The sequence below is a fragment of the Micromonospora sp. NPDC004540 genome (genome assembly GCF_040610095.1).
In the GTDB taxonomy this organism is placed as follows: domain Bacteria; phylum Actinomycetota; class Actinomycetes; order Mycobacteriales; family Micromonosporaceae; genus Micromonospora.
Genome location: NZ_JBEXLR010000003.1, coordinates 46,583 through 70,961 on the forward strand (window position 1 = coordinate 46,583; position 24,379 = coordinate 70,961).

At 74.8% G+C, this 24,379-nt stretch carries 29 protein-coding genes and 1 tRNA gene; 21 read left to right on the forward strand and 9 right to left on the reverse strand.

All coding sequences use genetic code 11. The features are described from left to right. The first annotated feature begins 31 nt into the window (after positions 1 to 31). The 8 genes from ABZV78_RS01775 to ABZV78_RS01810 all read left to right on the forward strand — a co-directional run bounded on the left by ABZV78_RS01775 (position 32) and on the right by ABZV78_RS01810 (position 6,444). Positions 32 to 718 (forward strand): DUF6758 family protein, encoded by a 687-nt coding sequence (locus ABZV78_RS01775; protein ID WP_355634950.1) that lies wholly within the window; start codon positions 32 to 34, stop codon positions 716 to 718. Between the two features lie 119 nt (positions 719 to 837). Beyond that, the gene (locus ABZV78_RS01780; RefSeq protein WP_167537080.1) at positions 838 to 996 is read left to right on the forward strand and encodes a hypothetical protein; all 159 of its coding nucleotides are present in this window, start codon (positions 838 to 840) and stop codon (positions 994 to 996) included. A gap of 6 nt (positions 997 to 1,002) precedes the next feature. Then, complete coding sequence (locus ABZV78_RS01785; protein ID WP_355634867.1) at positions 1,003 to 1,878, forward strand: PH domain-containing protein; 876 nt, start codon at positions 1,003 to 1,005, stop codon at positions 1,876 to 1,878. Positions 1,879 to 1,980: 102 nt separating this feature from the next. Next, a complete protein-coding gene (locus ABZV78_RS01790; RefSeq protein ID WP_355634868.1) occupies positions 1,981 to 2,664 on the forward strand; it encodes a SigE family RNA polymerase sigma factor in 684 nt (227 codons plus the stop codon). Next, on the forward strand, positions 2,661 to 3,923 hold the full coding sequence (locus ABZV78_RS01795; RefSeq protein ID WP_355634869.1) for a hypothetical protein: 1,263 nt from the start codon (positions 2,661 to 2,663) through the stop codon (positions 3,921 to 3,923). The genes ABZV78_RS01790 and ABZV78_RS01795 overlap by 4 nt, the downstream gene beginning before the upstream one ends. A gap of 30 nt (positions 3,924 to 3,953) precedes the next feature. Then, positions 3,954 to 4,820 (forward strand): PHP domain-containing protein, encoded by an 867-nt coding sequence (locus tag ABZV78_RS01800; protein ID WP_355634870.1) that lies wholly within the window; start codon positions 3,954 to 3,956, stop codon positions 4,818 to 4,820. A gap of 31 nt (positions 4,821 to 4,851) precedes the next feature. After that, the gene (locus ABZV78_RS01805; protein WP_189193044.1) at positions 4,852 to 5,466 is read left to right on the forward strand and encodes a MarC family protein; all 615 of its coding nucleotides are present in this window, start codon (positions 4,852 to 4,854) and stop codon (positions 5,464 to 5,466) included. Positions 5,467 to 5,598: 132 nt separating this feature from the next. Continuing rightward, positions 5,599 to 6,444 (forward strand): PD-(D/E)XK nuclease family protein, encoded by an 846-nt coding sequence (locus ABZV78_RS01810; protein ID WP_355634951.1) that lies wholly within the window; start codon positions 5,599 to 5,601, stop codon positions 6,442 to 6,444. Between the two features lie 16 nt (positions 6,445 to 6,460). On the opposite strand, the gene ABZV78_RS01815 is transcribed toward ABZV78_RS01810, so the two are convergent. Both ABZV78_RS01815 and ABZV78_RS01820 read right to left on the reverse strand, forming a co-directional pair. Beyond that, entirely contained in the window at positions 6,461 to 7,312 is an 852-nt protein-coding gene (locus ABZV78_RS01815; protein WP_355634871.1) for an oxygenase MpaB family protein, read from the reverse strand. Positions 7,313 to 7,388: 76 nt separating this feature from the next. Beyond that, positions 7,389 to 7,817, reverse strand: a complete 429-nt coding sequence (locus ABZV78_RS01820; RefSeq protein WP_091314440.1) for a Fur family transcriptional regulator — start codon at positions 7,815 to 7,817, stop codon at positions 7,389 to 7,391. Positions 7,818 to 7,989: 172 nt separating this feature from the next. On the opposite strand from ABZV78_RS01820, the gene ABZV78_RS01825 reads away from it, so the two are divergent. Continuing rightward, positions 7,990 to 8,472, forward strand: a complete 483-nt coding sequence (locus ABZV78_RS01825) for a DUF2231 domain-containing protein (protein WP_355634872.1) — start codon at positions 7,990 to 7,992, stop codon at positions 8,470 to 8,472. Between the two features lie 28 nt (positions 8,473 to 8,500). Here the strand turns inward: ABZV78_RS01825 and ABZV78_RS01830 are convergent, their stop codons facing one another. After that, complete coding sequence (locus ABZV78_RS01830; RefSeq protein ID WP_355634873.1) at positions 8,501 to 9,019, reverse strand: hypothetical protein; 519 nt, start codon at positions 9,017 to 9,019, stop codon at positions 8,501 to 8,503. Positions 9,020 to 9,138: 119 nt separating this feature from the next. Between ABZV78_RS01830 and ABZV78_RS01835 the strand changes: the two genes are divergently transcribed. Further along, a complete protein-coding gene (locus tag ABZV78_RS01835; protein ID WP_355634874.1) occupies positions 9,139 to 9,312 on the forward strand; it encodes a hypothetical protein in 174 nt (57 codons plus the stop codon). A 28-nt stretch (positions 9,313 to 9,340) separates the two neighbouring features. Here ABZV78_RS01835 and ABZV78_RS01840 read toward each other — a convergent pair whose 3' ends face one another. From ABZV78_RS01840 to ABZV78_RS01850, 3 genes are all read right to left on the reverse strand, one after another. Further along, positions 9,341 to 9,841: a flagellar biosynthesis protein FlgA gene (locus ABZV78_RS01840; protein ID WP_355634875.1), complete on the reverse strand. Its 501-nt coding sequence runs from the start codon at positions 9,839 to 9,841 to the stop codon at positions 9,341 to 9,343. Positions 9,842 to 10,031: 190 nt separating this feature from the next. Then, positions 10,032 to 10,382, reverse strand: coding sequence for an FmdB family zinc ribbon protein (locus ABZV78_RS01845; protein ID WP_355634876.1), 351 nt, complete (start codon positions 10,380 to 10,382; stop codon positions 10,032 to 10,034). Positions 10,383 to 10,444: 62 nt separating this feature from the next. After that, on the reverse strand, positions 10,445 to 11,092 hold the full coding sequence (locus ABZV78_RS01850; protein ID WP_355634878.1) for a 5-formyltetrahydrofolate cyclo-ligase: 648 nt from the start codon (positions 11,090 to 11,092) through the stop codon (positions 10,445 to 10,447). Positions 11,093 to 11,174: 82 nt separating this feature from the next. Between ABZV78_RS01850 and ABZV78_RS01855 the strand changes: the two genes are divergently transcribed. The 8 genes from ABZV78_RS01855 (at position 11,175) to ABZV78_RS01890 (ending at position 18,614) form a co-directional block, all read left to right on the forward strand. After that, positions 11,175 to 13,364, forward strand: a complete 2,190-nt coding sequence (locus ABZV78_RS01855; protein ID WP_355634879.1) for a diguanylate cyclase — start codon at positions 11,175 to 11,177, stop codon at positions 13,362 to 13,364. 9 nt (positions 13,365 to 13,373) lie between these two features. Continuing rightward, entirely contained in the window at positions 13,374 to 14,369 is a 996-nt protein-coding gene (locus ABZV78_RS01860) for a UTP--glucose-1-phosphate uridylyltransferase (protein WP_355634881.1), read from the forward strand. Further along, positions 14,366 to 15,679: a gephyrin-like molybdotransferase Glp gene (glp, locus tag ABZV78_RS01865; RefSeq protein ID WP_355634882.1), complete on the forward strand. Its 1,314-nt coding sequence runs from the start codon at positions 14,366 to 14,368 to the stop codon at positions 15,677 to 15,679. Before ABZV78_RS01860 ends, glp begins: the two co-directional genes overlap by 4 nt. A 32-nt stretch (positions 15,680 to 15,711) precedes the next feature. Continuing rightward, positions 15,712 to 16,320: a GNAT family protein gene (locus tag ABZV78_RS01870; protein ID WP_355634883.1), complete on the forward strand. Its 609-nt coding sequence runs from the start codon at positions 15,712 to 15,714 to the stop codon at positions 16,318 to 16,320. A 179-nt stretch (positions 16,321 to 16,499) separates the two neighbouring features. Next, positions 16,500 to 17,285, forward strand: a complete 786-nt coding sequence (locus ABZV78_RS01875) for a hypothetical protein (protein ID WP_355634884.1) — start codon at positions 16,500 to 16,502, stop codon at positions 17,283 to 17,285. Positions 17,286 to 17,380: 95 nt separating this feature from the next. Then, the gene (locus tag ABZV78_RS01880; RefSeq protein ID WP_355634885.1) at positions 17,381 to 17,932 is read left to right on the forward strand and encodes a dihydrofolate reductase family protein; all 552 of its coding nucleotides are present in this window, start codon (positions 17,381 to 17,383) and stop codon (positions 17,930 to 17,932) included. Positions 17,933 to 18,098: 166 nt separating this feature from the next. Continuing rightward, positions 18,099 to 18,172, forward strand: a tRNA-Ala gene (locus tag ABZV78_RS01885). Between the two features lie 97 nt (positions 18,173 to 18,269). After that, a complete protein-coding gene (locus ABZV78_RS01890) occupies positions 18,270 to 18,614 on the forward strand; it encodes an extradiol dioxygenase (RefSeq protein WP_355634886.1) in 345 nt (114 codons plus the stop codon). A 5-nt stretch (positions 18,615 to 18,619) separates the two neighbouring features. Here the strand turns inward: ABZV78_RS01890 and ABZV78_RS01895 are convergent, their stop codons facing one another. Further along, positions 18,620 to 19,093 (reverse strand): DUF1579 family protein, encoded by a 474-nt coding sequence (locus tag ABZV78_RS01895; protein WP_355634887.1) that lies wholly within the window; start codon positions 19,091 to 19,093, stop codon positions 18,620 to 18,622. 264 nt (positions 19,094 to 19,357) lie between these two features. Between ABZV78_RS01895 and ABZV78_RS01900 the strand changes: the two genes are divergently transcribed. After that, positions 19,358 to 20,536, forward strand: coding sequence for a low temperature requirement protein A (locus ABZV78_RS01900; RefSeq protein WP_355634888.1), 1,179 nt, complete (start codon positions 19,358 to 19,360; stop codon positions 20,534 to 20,536). Between the two features lie 48 nt (positions 20,537 to 20,584). Here ABZV78_RS01900 and ABZV78_RS01905 read toward each other — a convergent pair whose 3' ends face one another. Then, positions 20,585 to 21,496 carry a LysR family transcriptional regulator gene (locus ABZV78_RS01905; RefSeq protein ID WP_355634889.1) on the reverse strand — a complete coding sequence of 304 codons (912 nt, stop codon included), beginning with the start codon at positions 21,494 to 21,496 and terminating at the stop codon, positions 20,585 to 20,587. A 70-nt stretch (positions 21,497 to 21,566) separates the two neighbouring features. Between ABZV78_RS01905 and ABZV78_RS01910 the strand changes: the two genes are divergently transcribed. Continuing rightward, positions 21,567 to 22,673, forward strand: a complete 1,107-nt coding sequence (locus tag ABZV78_RS01910; protein WP_355634890.1) for a TDT family transporter — start codon at positions 21,567 to 21,569, stop codon at positions 22,671 to 22,673. A 101-nt stretch (positions 22,674 to 22,774) separates the two neighbouring features. Here the strand turns inward: ABZV78_RS01910 and ABZV78_RS01915 are convergent, their stop codons facing one another. Then, positions 22,775 to 22,966, reverse strand: coding sequence for a general stress protein CsbD (locus tag ABZV78_RS01915; RefSeq protein ID WP_355634891.1), 192 nt, complete (start codon positions 22,964 to 22,966; stop codon positions 22,775 to 22,777). 209 nt (positions 22,967 to 23,175) lie between these two features. Between ABZV78_RS01915 and ABZV78_RS01920 the strand changes: the two genes are divergently transcribed. Continuing rightward, the gene (locus ABZV78_RS01920) at positions 23,176 to 24,324 is read left to right on the forward strand and encodes a hypothetical protein (protein WP_355634893.1); all 1,149 of its coding nucleotides are present in this window, start codon (positions 23,176 to 23,178) and stop codon (positions 24,322 to 24,324) included. Positions 24,325 to 24,379 lie beyond the last annotated feature (55 nt).

Consider the following 24,379-nt stretch of genomic DNA (forward strand, 5'->3'; position numbering starts at 1 on the left):
CCCGGGTGACGGTGAAGGCGTGAGTGTCGCGGTGAGTTGTCCCAGGTGCGCGGGCCCGGTCCGGGAGCCGGACCTGATGCACGGTGAATACCGGTGCCTGCGCTGCGGCCCGGTGCCGCCGCTGCACGTGCCGGAGCACATCGGTGCCGAGATCATGGCGAGCGTGGTGGAGCGGGTGGCCGCCCACGCCGACCCGGCCGGGCGGCCGGGGGTGCCGCTCTGGTGCCCGTGGCCGCTGCCCACCGGGTGGACGCTGACCGGGGTGGCCTGGGCGGGGGACGACCGGTCCGGGGTGCGCGCCACGGCGGTGGCCTGCGCCGGCCCGGCCCCGCTCGACGGTGGACCGGCCGACCTGCTCTTCGTCGCCGAGGAGCCGGGCGTCGGGCTGGGCTCCCGCCTGGCCGGCCTGCCCGGCCCCGATCCCGGGCCCGAGGTTGCGGAGGCGCTGGCCGATCCCGGCCCAGGTCACCCCGAACGGCTGCCGCACGCCAAGATCCGGGTGGGGGGTCACCCCACTCCACTGTGGCTCGTGCATTCCCCGACGGATCGAAGCGCGTACGCCGGCGAGGCTCGGGGAATGTGGCTCCATGCGATAGCCTGGCCGGCGAGTGCGGGTCACCTCCTCGCGGAAGAAGTCGTGCTGCACGACCTCACCGAGTGGACACCGCCCGAACTCGTGTACGGCGCACCATCTCCGTACCTGCACGGGCGGGCCTGAACGGCCGGCACCGGCGGGTCGGAGACCGGACGCGGATATTCACTCTACGACACTGCACTGATACTCTGGGTACCCCCGGTGAAAATGGGGCCCGGCGCCGCGCGAGAGGATGGCCCACCATGGTCAAGAAGGTCCTCACCTGGGCCCTGGTCGCATTCTTGATCTTCTTCATCGCCTACCGGCCCAACTCTGCTGCGGACGTCGCCAAGTCCCTCGGTGGCGGCATCATGGACATCGCCCAGGGCTTCGGCGACTTCTTCACCAACCTGGTCGCGTAGCCGCCGATGGGAAGCCCCTCCGGTCCACCCTTCGACCCCGACGATCCCGACCGGGAGCGCCGGGAGCGCGACACCGAGCCGATCCCGCGGATCGACCCCGACGACGGCCCGGGCTACGGCTCCGGTTCCGGCTACGGCGGCGGTCCCTCCCTATCGGACGACGCCGCCTTCGGCGACGGGCCGGGGTTCGCCGGGGAGGGGCGGTCCGGCCGCGCCTGGATCCGCGACCCGGAGGCCGGCTACCAGGACCCGCAGATCTCCGAGGAGGAGTTGGCCGGCCTGCGCGCCGACGCCTCCGGCATGGCCCCCCGCCGGGTCCTGCCGCTGGAGGACGAGCCCAGCTCGCTGGTCGCGCGTTACCTCTTCCCCACCGAGCGTTACCGCGGCGAGTGGAAGCGGCACTGGATCCACCTCTCCACGCCGATCATCGTCGGCATCGCGGCGACGTTCGTGCTCGGCTACCTCTCCGGCTTCCTCGCCGGGCGCGACGTCGGGGCGCTGACCACCGTCGCCGTGCTGCTCTGGTTCGCCGTGATGGGCTGGGTCGCCTGGCGGGTCGCCGACTGGTGGTACGACCGCTTCATCCTCACCAACAAGCGGGTCATGGTCGTCAACGGGATCATCACCCGCCGGGTGGCGATGATGCCGCTGGTCCGGGTCACCGACATGAAGTACGAGCAGACCCCGACCGGCCGCGCGCTCAACTACGGCACCTTCGTGCTGGAGTCGGCCGGCCAGGAGCAGGCGCTCCGCGAGATCAAGAACCTGCCCAACCCGAACGAGCTCTACCTGCGCGTCGTGGAAGAGATGTACGAGCCGCAGGCCGTCGAGGCGCGGTTGGGCAAGGAGGCCGACGAGGCCAAGGCCGACGACGGCGCCTGAAGGTTTTCGTCCGAACATCGGAGGAACTGCGCACCTTTTGCCGTCGACCCGGCTGCCGCTTCCGTGGGAGCCTGCCAGGCAGGACCGGGTGCGGAGGTGAGCGTGGCGAGCAGGGACCCGCTGGAGGAGGAGTTCCGCGACTTCGTCGCGGCCCGATCCGCGGCCCTGCTCCGCACCGCCTACCTGCTGGCCGGTGACTGGGCGACGGCCGAGGACCTGCTCCAGACCGCGCTCACCAAGACCTACCTGGCCTGGAAACGGCTCGGCGGGATCGACGCCATCGAGCCGTACGCCCGCCGGGTCCTGGTCAACACCTCGACGAGCTGGTGGCGCCGCCGGTGGCACGGGGAACGCCCGACCGAGGTGCTGCCCGAGCGGGCCGGCGTCGACGAGATCGAGCAGCAGCTCGACCGGGACGCGCTGTGGCGGCACCTCCAGGCGCTCCCGGCCCGGCAGCGGGCCGTGCTGGTGCTCCGCTTCTACGAGGACATGTCCGAGGCGCAGACCGCCGCGCTGCTGGAGATCTCCCCGGGCACCGTGAAGAGCCAGACCTCCCGGGCGCTGAACACGCTGCGCCGCCGGCTCGGCTCCGAGGCCGCGCTCGGCCTGCCCACCGAGCCGGAGGAGAAGGTCGCGCCGCCCGCGCCGCGTACCCCGCCGCGGGTGCTCCGGCAGCCCGCCGCGCCGCCGCCGACCCCGGTGCCGCCGGTGGTCCGGCCGACCGCGCTCCCCGGCGCGGCGGCTCCCGCGCGACCCGCCGCGTCCGTGCCGGTGGAGTCCCGATGAGCCGCGCACCGAACTCCTGCGACAACCAGACGGGCGGCCCGAAGCGTCCATTCCCCGTGACCGAGGACGAGCTGGAGCGGGCGCTGCGGCAGACGCTGGCCGGCCGCGTCGCCACGCCCCGGCCACTCGCCGCCGACCCGGCCGGCGTGGCGCTCCGGCGGGCCCGGCGCACCGGCCGGCGTCGCACGCTGACCGGGCTCGCCCTGGCCGGGGTGGCGACCGCGCTGGTCACCACCGGCATGGCCCAGCTCGGCGGGCCGAGCGGGCACGGCGGCCCACCGACCGTGGTGCTCGGTGACCCGGGTGGCTTCTCGGCCTCCCCGCTGCCCACCGCCTCCAGCCCGGCGTCCGGGAAGGGGCCGGTCCGCGCCGAGCTGGACCTGATCATCGGCTCGTGGCTGGACACCAGCGGGGGCGAGCACCGCGAACTGACCGGGGTGAGCGGCGTCGAGCGGGCGCAGCGGGTCCCCGACTACGGCGGCTGGCTGGTCACCTCGGCGGCCACCCCGGCCGGCCGTACCCTCTGGTGGGTGCCGCCCAACGGCAGCGCGCCGCAGGTGCTGCTCGCCGGGGCGGACGCGGTGGTGGTCGCCGCCGACGGGCGGCAGGTCGCCTGGCGCGACGGCCCCTACCTGACCGCCGCCGGCGTGGTTGGCGGCCAGCTCCTGGCCAGCAGCCGGACGGCGGCCCCGGAGGGAGCGACGCCGGTCGGCTTCGCCGGCGACGCCGTGCTGGTCCGTCAGCCGGACCACGGCGGGGTCAGCGTCTGGCGGCGGTCCGGGGGCGGGGTGCCGGGCGGGGCGAACCGGGACGTGCTCACCGTCTACGGCGCGCTGCCCGACGGCCGGGTGGTGGGCCTGGTCTCCGCCGGCACGCCCCGGCAGCCCTGCGTGGCCCTGCTCGACCCGGCCCGCGACCTCACCCCGGTCCGCACCGGGTGCGGCCCGGCGCTGGCCACCGACGGCCTCGGCGGGGTCTCCGCCGACGGGCGGTGGCTGCTGCTCAACGCGCGCAAGAGCGCCCTGCTCGTCGACCTGGCCGGCCTCGGCGACGCCACCGCGACCCAGCCGGCCGGCCCGGCGGTCGCCGGTGCGGTGGCCTGGACCCGCAACGGGGCGGCGCTGCACACCGACGCCACCGGCGGCCTGGTCCGGGTCCGGCCCGACCGGGTGCTGGCCGGCGAGCGGCCCACCGCCTCGCCGCTCGACGGGGTGGCTCCGGGCGAGCGGCCCGTGGTGGTGGCCGACACCCGCCCCTGACCCGGGCGGGTGGGGCGTAGCGTCGGCGGGGTGAGCGCGGCGCCCCGGATCGACCTGCACACCCACTCCACGGCCAGCGACGGCACCCTCGGTCCCGCCGAGCTGGTCCGGGCCGCCGCCGCGGCCGGTCTCGACGTCGTGGCGCTCACCGACCACGACACCACGTCCGGCTGGGAGCCGGCGGTGGCCGCCCTGCCGACCGGGCTCACCCTGGTCCGGGGCGCCGAGCTCTCCTGCCGCTGGTTCGGCGTCGAGCCGGCGATCCCGCTGCACCTGCTCGCGTACCTGTTCGACCCGACCGAGCCGGAGCTGGTCGCCGAGCTGGCCCGGGTCCGGCGTGCCCGCGAGGAGCGCGGCGAGCGCATCGTGCGGCTGCTCCAGGCCGACGGAATCCGGGTGAGCTGGTCCGAGATCCTGGCCGGCGCGGCCGGCGGGACGGTCGGCCGGCCGCACATCGCGCAGGCGCTGATCCGGGCCGGACTGGTCGCCACCACCACCGAGGCGTTCGGGCCGCACTGGCTGGGGGAGCGGTACCGGCTGCCCAAGGAGGACATCGACGTGTTCCGGGCGGTGGCGCTGGTCCGGGCGGCCGGCGGGGTGCCGGTCTTCGCCCACCCCCGGGCCAGCCGGCGGGGCCGGATCGTGCCCGACTCGCTGATCGTGGAGCTGGCGGCGGCCGGGCTGGCCGGCCTGGAGGCCGATCACGAGGACCACAGCCCGGCCGAGCGCGAACACGTCCGCGCTCTCGCCGCCGAGCTGGGGCTGCTGGTCACCGGGTCGTCGGACTTCCACGGCACGCACAAGACCGTCCGGCTCGGCGCGTTCACCACCGGGGCCGAGGCGTACGAGCGGATCATCGAGCTGGCCCGGGGGGTGACCCCCGTCGCTTCAGGCTGAAGCGTTCCGGCCGCGCGGCTACCGTGTCCGGGTGGATCTCAAGCTCTTCGGCGAGGTCTTCGTGACCCTGCTGGTGATCGTCGACCCGCCCGGCATGATGCCCATCTTCCTCGCGCTGACCGGCCCGCTGGCCGCCCGCGACCGGAACCGGGCCGCCTGGCAGGCCGTCGCGCTGGCGCTCGGCGTGATCGTGGTGTTCGCCGTGGCCGGCCAGACCATCCTGGCCTATCTGCACGTCGACCTGCCCGCCCTGCAGGCCGCCGGCGGGCTGCTGCTGATCCTCGTCGCCCTCGAGCTGCTGACTGGCAAGTCCGACGATCCGAACCAGCAGGCCACCTCCAACATCGCGCTGGTGCCGCTGGGCACTCCGCTGCTGGCCGGCCCCGGCGCCATCGTCGCCACCATGCTCTTCGTGCAGCAGGCCGGTGGCTTCACCGACTACCTGGCCATCGCCGCCGCGATCGTCGCGGTCATGGTCGCGGTCTGGGTGGTGCTGCGCTTCTCCGGCGGCATCGTCAAGGTCCTCCGGCCGGGCGGCATCGAGGTGCTGACCCGGATCGCCGGCCTGCTGCTGGCCGCCATCGCCGTGCAGCTCATCGCCGACGCGATCGCCGCGTTCGTCACGCAGTACCTCACCATGAGCTGAGCCGTCGCGGCGCTGTCGTACGGAGGTGGCAGGATCTCAGGCGTGCGACGACCCTCCCCGACCGGGCGACCCACCGGCGGCCGGCCACCACGGCCCCGCGCCGAGCAGGCCGAGCAGCTCGGCTTCGAGGGCATGCCGGAGCGGCTCTTCGTCTGCACCCCCAGCAAGCTCGGCGCCTACGCCGACTGCCCCCGCCGCTACCGCTACTCGTACGTGGACCGTCCCGCGCCGCCCAAGGGCCCGCCGTGGGCGCACAACTCCCTCGGCGCCAGCGTCCACACCGCCCTGAAGAACTGGTACGCGCTGGCCCCCGACCGCCGCCGCCCCGAGGTGCTGGGCACGCTGCTCAAGGGCACCTGGGTCCGTGAGGGCTACCGCGACGACGAGCAGGAGCGCGACGCCTTCCGGCGGGCGCTGGCCTGGCTGGAGTCCTACGTGGCGGGGCTCGACCCGGCCGACGAGCCGGTCGGGGTGGAGCGGGTGGTCGCCGTGAAGACCGCGGTGCTCGCCTTCAACGGCCGCACCGACCGGATCGACTCCCGCCCCGGCCCCGACGGCCGGCCCGAGCTGGTCATCGTCGACTACAAGACCGGCCGCACCGGGCTGGACAGCGACGACGCCCGCGGCTCGCAGGCCCTCGCGCTCTACGCGTACGCGGCCGAGCGGGTGTTCCGCCGCCCGTGCCGCCGGGTCGAGCTGCACCACCTGCCCACTGGCACGGTCGCGGCGCACGAGCACAGCCCGGAGTCGTTGCAGCGGCAGCTCACCCGGGCCGAGGACACCGCGCGGGACATCATGGCCGCCGAGCGGGCGGTCGCCGACGGCGCCGACCCCGATGCGGCGTTCCCCACCGAGCCGGGGCCGCGCTGCGGCTGGTGCGACTACCGGCGCACCTGCCCGGCGGGCGCCCAGGCTCCCGGCAAGGAGCCGTGGGCGGCCGTGGAGCGCCCCGCCGAGTCGGCCGCCGACCAGGACTGACCCGCCGCCGCCCGCGTCAGGCCGCGGCCAGGCGGGCCGCGCGCGCCTTGGCGGCCTGCTGCAACGGGCCCTCCCGGTAACGGCGCGGCACCGCCGCCAGGGCGAGGCGCAACGCGCGCACGCTCAGGTCCGCCGAGAGCGCCGTGGTGGGCAGGCCGAGACCGCCGTACAGCCGGTGGGCCCAGGCCGGCAGCAGGGCCAGCGCGGTGCCGGCGATCCCCAGGTACGCCCAACGCGGCGGGCCGAGGTGCAGGCCGAGCTTCACCGGCAGGCTGAGCTTCCACGGGATCGGCGGGGCGGTCAGGAAGAGGGCGGTCTCGGCCGCCTCCCTGGTCATCCGCAGATCGGGCCGGACCCGGCGGTAGTAGTCGGCCACCTCGGCGGCCGTGCCCGGAACCTCGGCCGGGTCCAGCCCGACGAGGGCCGCCGCCCGGCGCTGCTCGGTGTAGTAGCCGTCCACCTCGTCGTCGGTCAGTGCCAGCCCGGCCCGCCGGGCGGTGCTCACGAACGACTCGACCTCGGCGACGTGCACCCAGCGCAGCAGGTCGGGATCGTTGATCCGGAACCGCTCGCCGGTGAACGGATCGGTGGCCCGCATCCGGGCGTGCAACGTACGCAGCCGCCGGCCGGCGGCCTCCGCCTCGGCGGTGGTGCCGTAGACCGTCGTCGCCACGTAGGTGGCCGTGCGGATCAGCCGGCCCCAGGCGTCGGTGCGGTAGTTGCTGTTCTGCGCGACGCCGGCCATCGCGCGGGGGTGCAGCGCCTGGAGGTAGAGCGAGCGCAGGCCGGCGACGATCAGGATCGGCTCCTCGTGCACCTTCCACGTGACCGATCCCGGACCGAAGAGGCCGAGGTCATCGGAGTCCACCGCCCAAGAGTGCCACGGCCGCCGAGGCGCGGGAGACCGGTGCGTCCGCTCGCCGGGCGGGTCGCGGCCGGTGCGGTCAGTCGTCGGCGGAGCGGCGGGCCTGGCAGGCCGGGCAGAGCCCCCAGAAGGTCACTTCCGCCTCGTCCACCTCGAAGCCGTGCGAGACGTTCGGGTCGAGGCAGGGGGCGTCACCGGTGGCGCAGTCCACGTCGGCGATCTCGCCGCAGCCCCGGCACACCACGTGGTGGTGGTTGTCCCCGACGCGGGCCTCGTAACGGGCGGGGCTGCCGGCCGGCTCGATCCGGCGGGACAGCCCGGCCCGGGAGAGCGCGCCGAGCACGTCGTAGACGGCCTGGGTGGAGACCGAGTCCAGGCGCTCGCGGACCCGGCGGGTGATCTCGTCGACCTCCAGGTGACCGCCGGCGGCGAGCACGTCGAGCACGGCGAGGCGCGGTCGGGTGACCCGCAGGCCCCTCGACCGGAGCAGCTCCTCACCGGTGGACATGCGTCCATGACAGCACGGTGCCCCCGGAGCGACAAGCGAGCGTGACCCCGGGTGGCCGGGGCCACAGGTGAACCGCGCCGGTGACCCGTGCGTGTCGATGTACGGGAGCGTGCCGGCGGATCATCCCGTCGTACGCTGGCCGCGCGATCCCGTCCACTCGCCGGAGGTGTCGGTGTTCAGGGAAGTCAACGGTCTACCGGGCCACGTCCTGGTCGTACACGCCGCCGTGGTGCTGGTGCCGCTGCTGGCGTTGCTGTCCGTCGCGTACGGGGTGCTGCCCCGCTGGCGGCCCCGGATGGGCTGGGCGGTGGCGGTCCTCGCCGTGCTCACCCCGATCGTCACCTGGGTGGCGACGGAGTCCGGCGAGGAACTGGAAGAGGTGCTGCGCAACCGGGGCTACCCGCCCGAGGGCCTGCAGAAGATCCGCGAGCACTCCGAGTACGGCGAGAACCTGTTCTGGTTCACCGTCGGGCTGGCCGTGGCGGCGCTCCTGCTGCTGCTGGTGACCAGCGGCCTGCCCCGGACCCGCGACCTGCCCCACTGGCTGCCCCTGGTGCTCACCGGGGTGGTGGTCGTGCTCGCCGTGTTCGCGCTGGTGTACGTCTACCTGACCGGTGACAGCGGCGCCAAGATGGTCTGGAGCGGCATCGTCTGACCCGGATCCGCCGCCCCGGCGGGCCGGCTCAGAAGAGCAGGCGCGAGCAGAGCAGGCAGGTGAGCAGCACCAGCACGACGCCGACAACGGCGCCGATGCCGTAGGTGAGCCGCTGGGCCTGCCCCTCGGCCCGGTCCATGGCGGCCATGTCCTGGGGCGGGAGGCGGCGCGGCGGCGTCGGCTGCACGTGCACCGGCGGCCGCCAGCCGGGCGGTGGCGGGATGGTCGGCGGCGGCCCCGGGTAACCACCCGGCCCGCCGCCCGGGCCCCAGCCACCGGCCGTGGCGCCCTGCTGCGGCCAGCCACCCGCCGGGGCGGCCTGGCCGGGCCTCGCCCACGGGCTGTCGGTGTAGCCGTCGCGCGACCAGGGGCTGGGCTCCGAAGGCGGATCGTCGCCGGCCGGCGGGGGCACGACATCGGCGGCCTCGCCGGCCGGCTGGTCCGGTGAACCGGGCTGGTCCGCGCCGGCCGCGGGGGCCGCATCGGCCGGCTGGTCCGGGCGTCGCCAGATCTCGTCCTCGGGGCTGCCACCGCTCGGCTTCGTCACGCCGTCCGACGCTACCAACGCCCCGGCCGGTGGGCCGCCCGACGCGACGGGCCACCCTGCCGCGGCGTTCGCGCCCGGACGGTCGAGCGGCTTCCCTTCCGGCGGTATCCTTGCCGCTCGTGAGCGATCCCGGCATCCGTGTCCCACGCGACGACGACCGCGTGGTCGACCTCAGCGACGACTTCGTGGTGCTGCCCGAGCAGACCACCGACGACACCGACCGCGGCTGGGGCGAGCGGTCGTCCGGCAACGACGACTGGCTGCGCGCCGAGCGCCCGCCGCACTGGGACTGACCCCGCCGGCCGCGACCGACGCGCCGCGTCATTCGCGGACCACGACGGCGAAGCGGCTGCCCTCGGGCAGGCCCACCGCCCGTTGCGCCTGCTCCGGCCGGAGCGCCAGGTAGAGCGCCGACGAACCGTCGACCGCCCCGGCCGCACCCACCACGTCCAGCACCAGCGCCCGCGGGGCGAGCAGGGTGGCCGAGCCGGCCGCCCCGCCGGCGGGTACGACCAGCAGGTCCACCCGCGCGCCCGGGCGGAGCACCGCCAGCGCGGCCGGCTCGGCCAGCCGGATCGGCACCCCGACCGCCCCGGCGGGCAACGGCAGGGCCCCGGAGGGGCGATCACCGCCGGCGGTGGGCGTCACGGCCGGGGTTGGCGCCACGGCCGGGGTCGTGCCCGGCGGGCACCCGCCCGGGGTCCGCAGGACGGCCGCGGCCAGCCCGAGCAGCACCGCGACCAGCGTCACCCGGAGCAGCGTCCGGCCCCGGGGCAGCCCGCGCCAGCGCGCCGGCCGCAGTGCCGCCTCCCCACCCGCCACCAGCGCCCTCCCGTCCACGGATCCGACCGGTACGCGGGCAGGCTAGGCGGCCGGCGCCGCCCGTCGCCGCCCCCACCGGCTCACCTGTGGAAAACCGGCCGGCCTGTGGACAAGCGCCGGAGTAAACGACCGGGAAACGCGAAAAGTGGCCATCCGCGCGGGATGACCACTTTCCGGAAGCGTGACGAGGTCAGGAGGAGCTGCTGGCCGCCGGCGCCTTGCTGGCCGACGAGCCGGACGAGCTGGACGACGCGGCGGACGAGCCGTTGCTCGACCCGGTCGAGGAGCCGCCGGAGGAGTTGCTGGTCGACGACTCCGACTTCGCCGGCTTGCTCGTGGTGCTCGTGGTGCTGTCGGAACCGGACGAACGGGAGTCCGTGCGGTAGAAGCCGGAGCCCTTGAACACGATGCCGACGGAGTTGAAGACCTTGCGCAGCCGCCCCTCACACGCCGGGCACTCGGTCAGCGGCGCGTCAGAGAAGGACTGCACCGCCTCGAGCTGGTGGCCGCACGCGGTGCAGGCGTACTGGTACGTGGGCACGTTCTCCTCCGGATCTTGGATCGGCCGGTTGGCACTCGACGGATTCGAGTGCCAATGGTGCGTCATGGAACCCGGGTTCGTCCAGCGGAAGCGCCCCGGGCCACATCCGGCACCGCCACCAGCCCGCCACCCGGCGTGATCACGAAGCGTACCGGCCGGTCGTGCGGCTGGGCCGGGACCGCCTCGACCAGCTCCCCGTCGTGCAGCAGCGCCACCGTGGGGACGGTGACGGGCACCCGGGCCAGCGCCCGGTCGTACGAGCCGCCGCCCCGGCCCAGCCGGTAGCCGCGGCGGTCCACCGCCAGCGCCGGCACCACCACCAGGTCGGCCCCGGCCACCGCCGCGCTCCCCAGCGGCGGGCCGGTCGGCTCGCGCAGGCCCCGGCCGGCGGCCCGCAGCGACTCCGGGCCGGTGTAGGGAGCCCAGTCCAGGTCGAGGTCGTCGAGGAGCACCGGCAGCAGCAGCTCCGCCTCGAGCGGCAGCGCCGCCCGCAGCGCCGCGGGCAGGTCGCTTCCGCCCGGTTCCGAGCCGACCGGCACGTACGCGGTCATCCGGGTCGGGCACAGCCGGCGTACCAGATCGACCAGCGCGGTCCGGACGGCCGCCGCCGCCTCCTCCCGGCGCGGCGCCGGCAGCGACCGGCGATGGGCGAGCAGGGCGATCCGCAGGTCCCGCTTGGCCACATCCGCTTCATCAGAAAATTCCGGCACGCAACACTCCTGACGCAACGCTTGCCTCCCGGTCGCTCTGTGTCAGCATCGCAAGAGGGGCGCGGTACTTCCGGGGGGAAGCTTGACGCTACGCGGGCGGTTGACGGCGGCGTTCCTCACGGTGGTGCTCGGCCCCGTCCTGCTCGGCGCGTTCTTCGTCGGGTCCACCCTGAACGCCGTCGACCGTGGCCGCGCCAGTGAACGGCTGGGCCTGGCCGCGGCCGGGGTCCGCACGTCCGTCGACGCCCTCTGCCAACAGCTCCGCGCCGCGGCCGACGCGGTCGCGCTGGTCGCCGACCCGGCCGCCCGGCCCCGTGCCGCCGACCAGGTGGTCGGCCGGGGCCTGGCCGCCGGCGTGCGGATCGCCGACCCGGCCGGCCGGACCAGCTACGCCACCCCGGGCGGCCCCGCCGGGCCCTGGCAGGACTGTGTGGCCGACGCCACGGCCGGCCCGGTCGGCGCGCTCGCCGTCCGGGTCCGGCTCCGCGACCCGGCCGGCGCCGACCTGGGCACGGTCGCCGCCGCGCAGCCCGTCGACCCGGCCTTCGTGGCGCGGCTCGCCGCGGTGACCGGCGTCGGGGTCACCCTTCTCGACGACCCGGGCCGGATCACCCACACGACCGAGGACCGGGAGGTACGCGCGGCGGTGCTGGCCGCCGCCCGCGAGGCGGACGGGGACCGGGTGACCGGCACCACCGACGGCCGGTACGTGCGCCGGGTCGGCCCGTCCCCCGGACAGCCCCTGCCGCTGGTGCTCTCGGTGCCGGGGGAGCGCCCGCCCGGCCTCTACGCGGCCCTGGTCGGGGCGGTGGTGCTGGCCGCCCTGCTGGCCGTGCTGGCCGCCTGGCGCCTGGCCCGGGTGACCACCCGGCCCCTGGTCCAGTTGGCCGGCGCCGTGGACCGGGTGGCGCACGGCGACCTGACCGCCCGGGTGCCGGTCCGCAGCCGGGACGAGATCGGGCGGCTGGCCAGCGCCTTCAACCGGATGACCCGGGAGACCGGCAGCTATGTGGCCGCGCTGACCAGCAGCCGGGACCAGCTCCGCGGCCACCTGGCCGTGCTCGGCGACACCCTCGCCAGCACCCACGACCTGCAACGCATCCTGCGGGTGATCCTGCACAGCGCGATCGCCGCCACCGGCGCCCGCGCCGGCGCGGTGCTGCTGCTCGACGGCGACGGCGTGCTGGTCGGCCAGTGCGTCGAGGGGCTGGACGGGCGCTGGCCGACCGAGGACCGGGCCGACCCGGCCACGCTGCGGGTGCCGGTCGGCGCCGGGGTGGTCGGCACGGTGGCCGCCACGGGGGAGCCGTTGCGCGGCCGGTGGGAGCCGGCGGACGCGCCGACCGGCGAGCCGTCCTGCGAGACGTACGTGGCGGTGCCCTTCGCGGCCCCGCGCGGCGCGGAACCGCGCGGCGACCCGGACCGGCCCGGCCACCCGCCGACCGACGGCGACGCGGCCGGCGACGGGGCGCTCGGTGTGCTGGCCCTCTACGACCGGCTCGGCGCGGACGAGTTCGACGACGACGACCTGGTCACGCTGCGGACGTTCGCCGGGCACGCGGCGGTGGCGGTGGAGAACGTCCGGGTGCACGAGGAGGCGCAGCGACTCTCCCTGACCGACCCGCTGACCGGGCTGTGGAACTACCGCTACCTGCGCGAGTCGATCCGGCGCGAGGTGGAGCGGGCCAACCGGTTCGGCCGGATGCTCAGCGTGCTCGCCCTCGATTTGGACCGGTTCAAGGACGTCAACGACACCTGGGGACACGCCGCCGGGGACGCGGTGCTGGTCGAGTTCGCCCGCCGGGTACGCGGCGAGATCCGCGAGGTCGACCTGGCGTTCCGGCAGGGCGGCGAGGAGTTCGTGGTGCTGCTGCCGGAGACCGACGCCCGGGGCGCCACGATCGTCGCCGAGCGGCTCGGCGCGGTGGTCCGGGATCATCCGGTGCCGGTGGAGGGACATGCCGGGGAGCCCATCCGGGTGCCGGTCACCGTCTCCATCGGCATCGCCGTCTACCCGGACCACGCGGCCGGCGGCCAGCAGGTGCTCGACGCCGCCGACGACGCGCTCTACGCGGCCAAGGCCGCCGGCCGGGACGGCTACCGGCTGGCCCGGGCCCCGGACCCGGTCCCCAGCGAGGAGATCCCCGTGGTGGCGGCCGCGGTCAGCCCGCCCGACGGACAGCCCCGGGCCGGCGCCGGGGACGCCGCGACGGTGGCACAGGGCGGCGCGTCTTCCGGTCCTCACCCGCCGCGGCAGAGCCGTGGCCGATAGTCTCGCGACATGTCGGAGCACTCAGCGAACCCTTCAGCGACCGCCGCGACCGGTCGCTCCCGCGCCGTCAAGGCCGTCATCCCGGCCGCCGGCCTGGCCACCCGGTTCCTGCCGGCCACGAAGGCGGTCCCCAAGGAGCTGCTGCCGGTCGTCGACCGGCCGGTGCTCCAGTACATCGTCGAGGAGGCCGCCCAGGCCGGCCTGACCGACGTGCTGCTGGTCACCGGACGCGGCAAGACGTCGATGGTGGACCATTTCGACCGCCGGCCCGACCTGGAGGCGCGGCTGGAGAGCAAGCCCGATCTCCTGGAAGCCGTACGCCGCCCCGAAGAGCTGGCCGAGATCTACACCTGCCGCCAGCCCGAGCAGCTCGGTCTCGGCCACGCCGTCGGCTATGCCGAGTCGCACGTCGGCGACGCGCCCTTCGCGGTGCTGCTCGGCGACGAGTTCGTCAAGATGGACGAGCCGCTGCTGCCGGCCATGCTGGACCTCCAGGCCCGCACGGGCGGCATCGTGCTGGCCTTCTTCGAGGTCGACCCGGCCGAGACCTCCCGCTACGGGATCGCCTCCGTCGAGCCGGCCGGGTCGGAGTTCAGCGACCTGGCCGAGGTCGTCAAGGTCACCGGCATGGTGGAGAAGCCGAAGCCGGAGGACGCCCCGAGCAACCTCGCCGTCCTCGGTCGCTACGTGCTCCCCGGGAAGATCTTCGACGCGATCCGGCGCACCGAGCCGGGCAGCGGTGGCGAGATCCAGCTGACCGACGCCATGGAGATCCTGCGTACCGAGGGGGTGCCGGTGCACGCCATCGTCTACCGGGGCACCCGCTACGACACCGGCCAGCCGCTCGGCTATCTCCAGACCGTGGTGCAGATCGCCGTCGAGCGCGAGGACCTCGGCGCCGAGTTCCGCAAGTGGCTGACCGAGTTCGTCAACAACGGCGACGAGACCGTCAGCGCGGCGATCCTGAACGGGATGCGCGACGCGTCCGGCGGTGCCGGTACATGACCGCGACGGCCGACGCCGAGGCGGCCGCGAACGAGTTGACGCCGCTCGCCGACTACCTGGGCAGCGTGCTGCGCAGGTTACGCGCGCTGCCTCCGCTCGACCTCGACCTCACCCAGGCGTACGGCAACGTCCTCGCCGAGGACGTGGCCGCGCCGCACTCGTACCCCGCCTTCGACCAGGCGGCGGTGGACGGGTACGCCGCGCGCTGGGAGGACATCTCCGGAGGGAGCCGGGGGCCGGGCTACGTCCCGGCCCCCTCCGGTATCCCGGGTGGGCGCAGCATCCGGCTGAACGTGGTCGGCGACCTGGGCGCGGCGAGTTGGCGCCCGGTCCGGCTCACCCCCGGCTCCTGCTTCTCGGTGGCGGCGGGCGCGCCGCTGCCCATCGGCGCGGACGTGGTGGTCCCGGTGGAGTGGACCGACCAGGGCATGGCCGCTGTGGAGATCTTCCGCGCCCCCAAGCGGGGGTACGGCGTCCGCCGCGCCGGTGAGGAACTGCCCGCCGGCACCCTGCTCGCCCGCACGGGCACCTACGTCTCGCCCGCCCTGGTCGCGGTCTTCGCCGCCACCGGCATCGGGCACGTGGTGGTCCGGCCCAGCCCGCGAGTGGTCATCGTGGCCACCGGCGACGAGCTGGTCGACGTCGGTCGGGGCAGCCAGCCCGGCCAGGTGGTGGACACCAACTCGCACGCGCTGACCGCCGCCGCAGCGGAGGCGGGCGCGCTCGCGTACCGGGTCGGGATCTGCGACGACGACCCGGAGGCGTTGCGCGGGCTGCTGGAGGACCAGACCCTGCGGGCCGACCTCATCATCACCACCGGCGGCACCGGCACCGGCCCGGGCGACATGGTCCGCCGGATCCTGTCCCGCCGCGAGGGCGGCCGGGCCGGGCCGGTCACCTTCACGGAGGTCGCCCTCTATCCCGGAACGGCCCTCGGATTCGGTACGGTCGGCGCCGAGGAGGTGCCGGTGGTGTGTCTTCCCGGTGAGCCCGGCGCGGCGCTGATCGGCTTCGAGGTGCTGGCCCGCCCGGCCATCCAGCTGCTGGCCGGCGCCGAGCCGGTGTTCCGGCCCAGCGTCCGGGCGCACCTGCTGGAGACGGTCTCGTCCCCGGTGGGGTTGCGCGAGTTCCGCCCGGCGCACGTCGCCGAGCGGCGCGGCGGCGGTTACACCGTGCAGCCGCTCGCCGGTGGGCCGTTCACCCTCTCCGGCCTGGCCGACGCGAACGGCCTGCTCGTCCTCGGCGAGCGGGTCACCACCGCGGCGGCGGGCTCCACGGTGGACGTCCTGCTGTTGGACCGACGCCGGTGAGTTGGTTCCGACGGCCGCCAGGTTGGCCGGCGGTGCTGGTGGACGGTCCGGTGGTGTTGCGGCCGTACCGGCGTTCCGACGCGACGGCCTGGTCGGAGATCCGGCGGGCCAACCGCGCCTGGCTGTCCCCCTGGGAGTCGCACCTGCCGGGCACCTGGGACGAGATGAACTCGCCGTCCGCGTTCCGCTTCGTCCACGCCGACCAGCGGAAGTCCGCGCGGACCGGCGACGGCATGCCGTTCGCGGTCTGCCTGCGCGAGAACGGCGCGGAGCGGCTGGTCGGCCACCTCAACGTCGGCAGCATCGTGCGGCGCGCGTTCTGCTCCGGATACGTGGGCTACTGGGTGGACTCCCGGGTGGCCGGTCGCGGCGTCATCCCCACCGCCGTGGCCCTGGCCGTGGACCACGCGTTCGGCCCCGGCGGGCTGCACCGGATCGAGGTGAACATCCGGCCGGAGAACCAGCCGTCCCGCCGGGTGGTGGAGAAGCTCGGCTTCCGCGAGGAGGCCTACCACGTGCGCTACATGCACATCGACGGCGCCTGGCGGGACCACATCGGATACGCGATGACCAGTGAGGAAGTGGCCGCCGAGGGCGGGCTGCTGGCCCGGTGGCACCGCGTACGTGACAACCGCGGGTGAAGCGTCCCACCTGCCACGCACGGCGCGGCGCACGGTGAAGTCGGTCGGCGGCCCGTAACCTCAAGTAACTGCAAGCTGTGGCAAGCGCTGCCTGCCCGCACGATCTGCGCCGTAAACGACGGGCGACGGAAGAAGTTGCGGTCGTGTGGCGCTCGCCCCGAACTTTGGTGACGGGAGGGGTGAGGGTGCCGACCTCGGTGCTCCTCGCCGTCCTCGCCGCCGCCGGTCTGCTCGCCCTCGCGCCGGCGCTGGTCCGCCGGTACGACGCCACCGAGCGGCTGGTGGCGGAGCGGGCGCAGTCGACGGCGCGGGTGCTCCAGCGCCGCCGCCGGCGTCGCACCGTGCCCGGGCGGCGACCGGTGCACCCGCCGCGCTCCCTGGTAGTCACTCTTAGTGAAGACTCCGACACGGGCGGTCTCGCCCGGCCGGTCTCGGCGCCGCCGGCCCGGCGCCGCTCGGGGCGGCTCCGGTCGGTGCCACCCGCCCCGGCGAAGTCCCGCCGACGGCACCCCCCCAAGCGCCGGCAGCACACCCCGGCGATCTACCGCCGCCGCCGGGTGCTCGCCGCGCTGCTGCTGCTCAACTTCGTCGAACTGATCGGCGTGGTGCTGGTCAGCCCCGGGTTCTGGATCAGCGTGTCGGTGACCGGCGCCCTGCTCGTGGCGTACGTCGTACACCTGCGGCAGCGGGCCCTGGCCGAGCGCCGGCGGCGGCGCGCGGAGGCCCGGGAGGCGGCCTGGCTGGCCGCCCGCCAGGCCGAGGTGCGCCGCGAGCAGGCGAGGCGCGCCGCGGCCCGCCGGGAGGCGCAGCGCCGGCTGGCCGCCCAGCGTGAGGCGATCCGGCGTACCGCCATGGGGCTGGACCGGCCCGGGGACCTGCCGCCCGCGGCGAGCGGCGGCTCGGTCTCCTACCGCCGCGCCGGCGGCCTGCGGGGACGGCCGTACCAGAGCGGGCGGGGCGCCTAGAACTTTTTCTGCCGGTGATGTCGAATCCGGCGGTTGTCGTTCGACGGGTTGGTGAAGGCCGGCGCAAGGGCCGGCCGCGGACAGGGGAGCCCGTGATGGCCAAGATCGTGTCGAACTTCTTCATCTCGCTGGACGGTGTCGTGGAGCGGCCCGACCAGTGGCACTTCCCCTACTTCGACGACGAGATGGGCGCCGCCGTCGGCCGCGGGGTGGAGGCGACCACCGCGTTCCTCATGGGGCGCACGCAGTACCAGGAATGGTCGGAGTTCTGGCCGAACCAGACCGGGGACGACATCGAGTTCGCGTCGTTCATCAACTCGGTGCCGAAGTACGTGCTGTCCAACACGCTCACCGAGACGGCCTGGCAGAACTCGCACCTGATCTCCGGGGACTCCGACCAGGTCGTGGCACGGCTGCGGGAGATCAAGGAGCAGACCGACGGGGAGATCGCCATGTCGGGCGGCGCCACCACGGTCCGGTGGCTGCTGGCCAACGGGCTGCTGGACGAGCTGCGCCTGCTGGTCCACCCGATCGCCGTGGGCCACGGCCAGCGGCTCTTCGAGGACACCCCCACGTACCCCCTGCGCCTGGTGACCAGCTCGACCTTCAAGAGCGGCGTCCTGAACCTGACCTACACCCCCGCCTGAGGTCCACCTTGCGATCTTGGAGGGTTTGGGCCTCCCTGGGGGCCTTCTCCCTCCAAGATCTGCTCGCGTGGCGGGGTGGTTCGCGTGGGAGGCGCGCGACCTGTTAGCCTTGTCGCCGGCCCGCCCGGTGAAAGCCGGGTGGGACCGACGCTGGTACGCCAGCGGAGGGGCTGTGGCGCAGACCGGTAGCGCACCTCGTTCGCATCGAGGGGGTCAGGGGTTCAAATCCCCTCAGCTCCACCCAGTTCGAAGGCCGTTTCCGCTCGCCGGAGACGGCCTTTCCCGCTTTCTGGCGGGATTGGCGGTGCCCCGTCGACCTCGACACTATGGTCGGTGAATGATCAATGGCGCTCATGTGATCATCTACAGCCGCGACGCGGAGGCGGACCGCGTCTTCTTCAGGGACACGCTCGGCTACGGCCACGTGGACGCCGGCCATGGTTGGCTCATCTTCAAGCTCCCGCCGGCCGAACTCGCCATGCACCCGACCGAGGGCGAGCCGACCCACGAGCTCTTCCTCATGTGCGACGACGTCGCGGCGACCATGGCCGACCTGATCGCGAAGGGCGTGGAGTTCACGATCCCGATCACCGAGGAGCGGTGGGGGCTGCGCACCGCGCTGCGGCTGCCCGGTGGGGGCGAACTCGGTCTCTACGAACCGCGTCATCCGGTCGCAACCTGACGCGCCTACCGGGGCATGTCCCGGCGCACGTCGGTGACCATGACCGGATACGGGCCGGCGGCGATCTCGGCCGTGGCCTGGTCGGCGGGGATCACGTTGTCCATCCGCATGCGCAGGTGCTCGGCATCGGAGGCGTCGAACACGATCCGCCACGCCCAACCGCCGCCGTACTCGCCCGTCAGCTCGAACGTGGCGCCTGGTCCCGGGCCTCCGGTCAACGACATCGGCGTCGGCTGCTGGTGCCACGAGTCGCCCCAGGTGGCAACCAGCGAGCCCTCCTGGTCGCCCGCCCCGATGACGACCAGACCGTCCTGCGGCCCGTCGTCCGGATGCGCCCAGGAGTAGGCGACCGAGGTCAGATGACCACCGGCAGCCGTCGTCACGGTGATCGTGGCCGGCGACTCGGCGAGCGGGTCGGGCGGCATCAGCCGGAACCCGTTGGTGCCGGCCCAGGATCCGGCGAAATCGGCGAGGATCATCCGCCCACCATAGGCGCGATACGACGCGTCGGGCCGAGGGGCGGATCGCGGTGACGGAGTTCGGCGCCGCGGTGGAGCGCCTCGGCCGCCCGGTCTCGCACTCGCTCGCCGATGCCGCATTCAGCGACATCTTCGGCTGATCTTCGGTCCCGGCGCACCGCTCCCTGGCGCTGTCAGCGGTTTGCCCTATCCGCGTCTGCGGCCCGACCACCGTGGTAGGACTGCGTGAAACCGGTGCGAAGCGGACAGGGGCACGGGCAGTAGATGACGATCGGCGGCTGGCGCGGACTGTTGCAGGGCCGGGAGGGCGAACTGCTCCTGGACCTGGTCTACGTCTTCGTGCTGACCCGGTTCTCGCAGCGCCTGATCGAGGACTTCACGACGGACCGTCAGGTCGTCCTGCCGGAGGTCGGTCAGACGGTGCTCCTGCTGTTGGCGCTCTGGATGGTCTGGGTCCACGCGGCGTGGGTGACCAGCAGGGTCGACCCCCTGCAACCGGTCACCCAGCTGCTGATCGTCTGGACCATGTTCGGCAGCATGATCATCGCGGTCACGTTGCCCCACGCGTTCGGCGCGCGAGGGCTGCTCTTCGCGGTCACGTACGTCGCCATCCAGGCCGGCAAGCCCATCATCCTCCTGATCGCGCGGCGGGACGTCGAGCGGCACAGCCCCGCGCGACACCTGTGCTGGGCCGCGATGTCCGCCGTGCCGTGGATCGCCGGAGCGGTGCTGTTTCCGCAGAGTCCGGCGCGCGGGGCGCTCTGGACGGTCGCCATCGCCCTGGACTATGCGGGACTCGTGCTCGGCTGGCCCGTGCCGAGGCTCGGCCGGACCGGGGCGGAGGACTGGCGACTCGCGGGCCAGCACCTCGCGGAGCGGTACCAGCAGCTCATCGTCATCACGATCGGCGAGACGATCCTGCTCACCGGAGCGGCGTTCGCCGACGCGTTCACGCCCGACCGGGTGGCGCCGACCGTGCTGTCCTTCGCCACCGCGGTGCTGATGTGGCGGATCTACTTCCACCGGGCGGGAGCGGTGTTCTCCGCGGCCATCGAGGTCGCCCCGCGCCCGGACAAGCTCGGCAAGTCCGGGTACTACACCCAGCTGGTCATCGTGACGGGCATCCTCGCCGCCGGCGTCGGCTACGCGCTGGTCATCCGGGAACCGCGCGGGCACCAGGATCCGCTGTGGCTCGCGGTGATCCTCGGTGGTCCCGCTCTCTTCCTCGCCGGGCGGTCCCGCCTGGAGTACGAGGTGTTCGCCCGGCTCTCCCCGTCCCGGGTGGTCGGACTGGTCGCGCTCGCCGCCGTGACTCCGGCGCTGCTGCACCGCGCGCCGATGCTCGCCGCCGCTGCGGCCACCGCCGTCCTGGGCGGGGTCGCCGTGTGGGACGCGATGGGCGAGCGGAGACACCCCGAAGAGGCGCCCTCGCCGCCGCCCTAGGCGTGACTCAGCAGCGGATCGGAATCGGAGCGACGTCAGGGCCCCGACTCACCGGTGCCGTCGGGCGATCGCGTGCAGGTCCCGTGCCGGCCCGGTGAGCTGGCGACCCGCCGGCCACACGGCCCGTAGCCGGCGGTGCAGGCCGAGCCCGTTGACCGGCACCGCGACCAGGGTGCCGGCCGCGAGCTCCGCGCTGACCGCGAGCGAACTCAGCACGGCGGGTCCACTTCCCGCGGCCACCGCGTGCTTGATCGCCGTCGTCGACGAGAGTTCGAGGATCGGCGCGGCGAACTCGCCGACGCCCTGCTCGCCCAGCGCGCTCTCCAGCGCCCGGCGGGTGCCCGAGCCGGCCTCCCGAGCCACCAGCGGCGCGGCGGCCAGTTCGGCCGGGGTGATGCCGCGCCGCCGGCGGGCCCACCGGTGGGAAGGGGCGACGACCACCGTGAGCCGGTCCGTGACCACGGTGTCGGCGTGCAGGCCGGCCGGCAGGTCGGGGCCCTCGACGAAGCCGAGGTCGGCCCGGTCGGCGAGGAGCCGGGCGGCCACGTCCGCGGAGTTGGCCGCCTGGAGGGTGACGGCCAGGTCCGGATGGCGTACGCGCAGTGCCACGAGCCACGCGGGGAGCAGGTATTCGGCGACGGTCTGGCTGGCCGCGACGGTGAGCCGGCTCTCCTTCGTCACGCGCAGCGCCTGCACGGCGGCGGCGAGGGAGTCGGCCGCGTCCACCACGGTCCGGGCCCAGTCGGCGATCAACGCGCCGGTCGGAGTGAGGACGGACCCGCGCGGAGTGCGGTGCAGCAGGGTGAGGCCGAGCCGGCGTTCCAGGTGGCGGAGCCGAGCGCTCGCCGCGGGTTGGGAGATGCGGTGTTCCGCCGCAGCCTGGCCGATGCTGCCGAGCCGGGCGACGGAGAGCAGCAGGTCCAGGCTGCTCAGGTCGGTCACCTGCGGCGGCAGAGGCATAGGGAGAGGTTATGGCTCGGTAGGGGATCGCCGCCTACCGGGTCGGCCGCGGGGAGGCGAGTGTTGACGCATGAACAGCCTGCACCACCCGCCCACCCTGCCGGGTCGCGCGGGCACCGCCGTCCAGCTCGGGCCGAACTGGTTCGCCTCGGTGATGGGCACCGGGATCGTGGCCACCGCCGCGGCCGGCCTGCCGCTGCACCTGCCCGGGCTGCGGTTCGTCGCCACCGCCGTCTGGCTCGCGGCGGCGGCGCTGCTGGTGGCGCTGGTCGCCGCCTGGGTGGTGCACCTGCGCCGCGACCGGGGGACCGCGCTCGGATACGCCGCCGACCCGGTCATGGCGCAGTTCTGGGGCGCGCCGCCGATGGCGTTGATGACCGTGGGCGGCGGCGCGCTGCTGCTCGGCCCCGCGCTGATCGGGGAGCCCGCCGCCGTGGCGGTCGACCTCCTGCTGTGGGGCGCCGGGACCGGGCTGGGCCTGCTGACCACGGTGGCGATCCCGTACCTGATGATGACCCGGCACCGGATCGGGCCGGACGCGGCGTTCGGTGGCTGGCTCATGCCGGTGGTGCCGCCGATGGTCTCCGCCGCGAACGGCGCGCTGCTCGTGCCGCACCTGCCGGCCGGGCAGGCCCGGCTGGACCTGGTGATCGCCTGCTACGCGATGTTCGGCGTCAGCCTGGTCGCCACCCTGGTCATCCTGCCGCAGCTCTGGAACCGGTTGGTCGTCCACCGCGTCGGCGCCGCCCGGATGGTCCCCACCCTGTGGATCGTGCTGGGCCCGCTGGGCCAGTCGATCACCGCGGCGCACCTGCTCGGCCGGGCCGCCGACGGGGTGCTGCCCGAGCCGTACGCGGCCGGCGCGCAGATGCTCGCCGTGCTCTACGGCGTACCCGTGCTGGGGTTCGCTCTGGTGTGGCTGGCCCTGGCGGCCGCGATCACGCTGCGCACCGCGCGCGCCGGGCTGCCCTTCTCGCTCACCTGGTGGAGCTTCACCTTCCCGGTCGGCACGCTGGTCACCGGCGTCACCGGCCTGGCCGCCCGCGCCGGCTCGGCGATGCTGGCCACGCTCGCCGTGCTGCTGTTCGGGCTGCTCGTGGCGGCCTGGACGACGGTGGCCGGGCGCACCGCCCGGGGCGCCTGGCACGGCCACCTCTTCCTGCCACCGACGAGGTGACGGCCCGCACCGCGCCCACGTCGGCCCGGACCAGGGTGCCCAGCCAGGGGGTGGTGGCCCGGTGCGATTCCGCCACCGGCACCGGCCGAGACCGGGACACCTCAGCCGGTGAAGTCGTCCCGCGCGTCCCGGGCGTCCTGCTGGACGTGCTCGCCGGGCCGCTTGCCCCGGATCTCGTCCTGACGCCGCACCTCGTCCGCCTCGGACCGTTCGTCCCGGGTCATGTCGCCCAATCGGGCCCGGGCCGGGCCGGCCAGATCCTCGAGGTCGTCCTTCGCCCGTTCGACGCTCATGCCGCCTCCCCTGTCGTCGTGGCGCCGTCGCGCCCTCCGCCAGCGGCGTCCCCGCCCGTGCAGCAGTGAAACCCGAGGGGGCAGGTCAGCGCCGGGGGACGGGTGTGCGCCACCGCCGTGTCGGATGGCAGGCTCGCCGGAGCGAGCACGAGCCGGAGGGGAGCGGGGACGTGGCGGGTTGGTCCGCGATGGCGGGAACGAACGATTTCGTGGTACCCGGTGAGGAGCAGGCCCGGGGCCTGGCGGAGGCCCTGTCCACGCACGGGTTCGCCTACGTCACGGCGCGGCCGTCCCCGCGCGGCGGCTGGCTCGTCACGGTCCTCGACGAGGGGCCGTACCCGGTGGACACCGTCGGGCACCGGACCATCGAGGCGGTCGCCCGCGCCGCCGGCGCCATCGCCCGCGAGCACGGCGGGTACGCCAACGGCGGCAGCCGTTTCGACGTGAGCCGGCTGCCCGGCCATCGGCAGGCCGAGGCCCCCGTGGTGCGCACGAACCCGGGGGCGCGCCCGCCGATCCCGACCGTCGTGGTCGTGCCGCCGCCGCCCTCCGCGCCGCTGGCGTTGACCCCGGACATCGCCGTCGAGGACGTGCCGATCGACCTGTCCGGGTTGGACGACGTGCCCTGGGCCGAGCTGTCCCACGCCCACGGCTCCGCCGAGGACATTCCTGGCCTGCTGCGCGAGCTGGCCGACCCGTACGGCGACTGGGACGAGATCCTCGACGAGTTGTTCGGCGACGACCTGCTGCACCAGGGGACCTGCTACTCGGCCACCGCGCCGGCGCTGCCGTACCTGTCGCGGCTGATCCGCTCCGGCGCCCTGCCCGCCCGGCAGCGCTTCGACCTGCACGCGTGGCTGCTCATCGCGGCCGCCAGATGGGCGGACGGCCTGATCGGCGGCGCCGAGGTGGCGTTGGCCCGCGGCGAGCCCCCGCGGCCGGCGTCCTGGACCGAGGCGGTGTACCGCGCGGTCGACGAGGAACTGCCGGCCCTGCTGGCGGGGTGGGAGGTCGAGGTGCCCGCGGTGCGCTTCGTGCTGGCCGCCCTGGCTGGGCTCCACCCCGTACACGGGCGGCAGGTCGTCGGCCGGATCACCGCCATGGCCGAGGAGTTCGAGGGCACCCGGGCCGGCGCGTACCTGCGGCTGGCCGAGGCGCTCGTGCAGGGCCGGGACGAGCCGGCCGGCAAGCTGGCGGCGGCCATCGTGGCCTGGGAGGAGGGCCTGGATTCGGACTGGCTGGACGCGCCCGGAGTCGCCGTGGCGGTGCGGGCGGGCCAGGTCCTCGCCGAGGGCACGCTCCGCGCGCTCAGCGACGTCGCGCGGGGGGCCTCCAGCGGCGAAGCCGAGCGCGGCTGACCGGCCCGGGCAACGCGAAGGGGGCCGGTCCACCCGGGACCGACCCCCTGCTGGC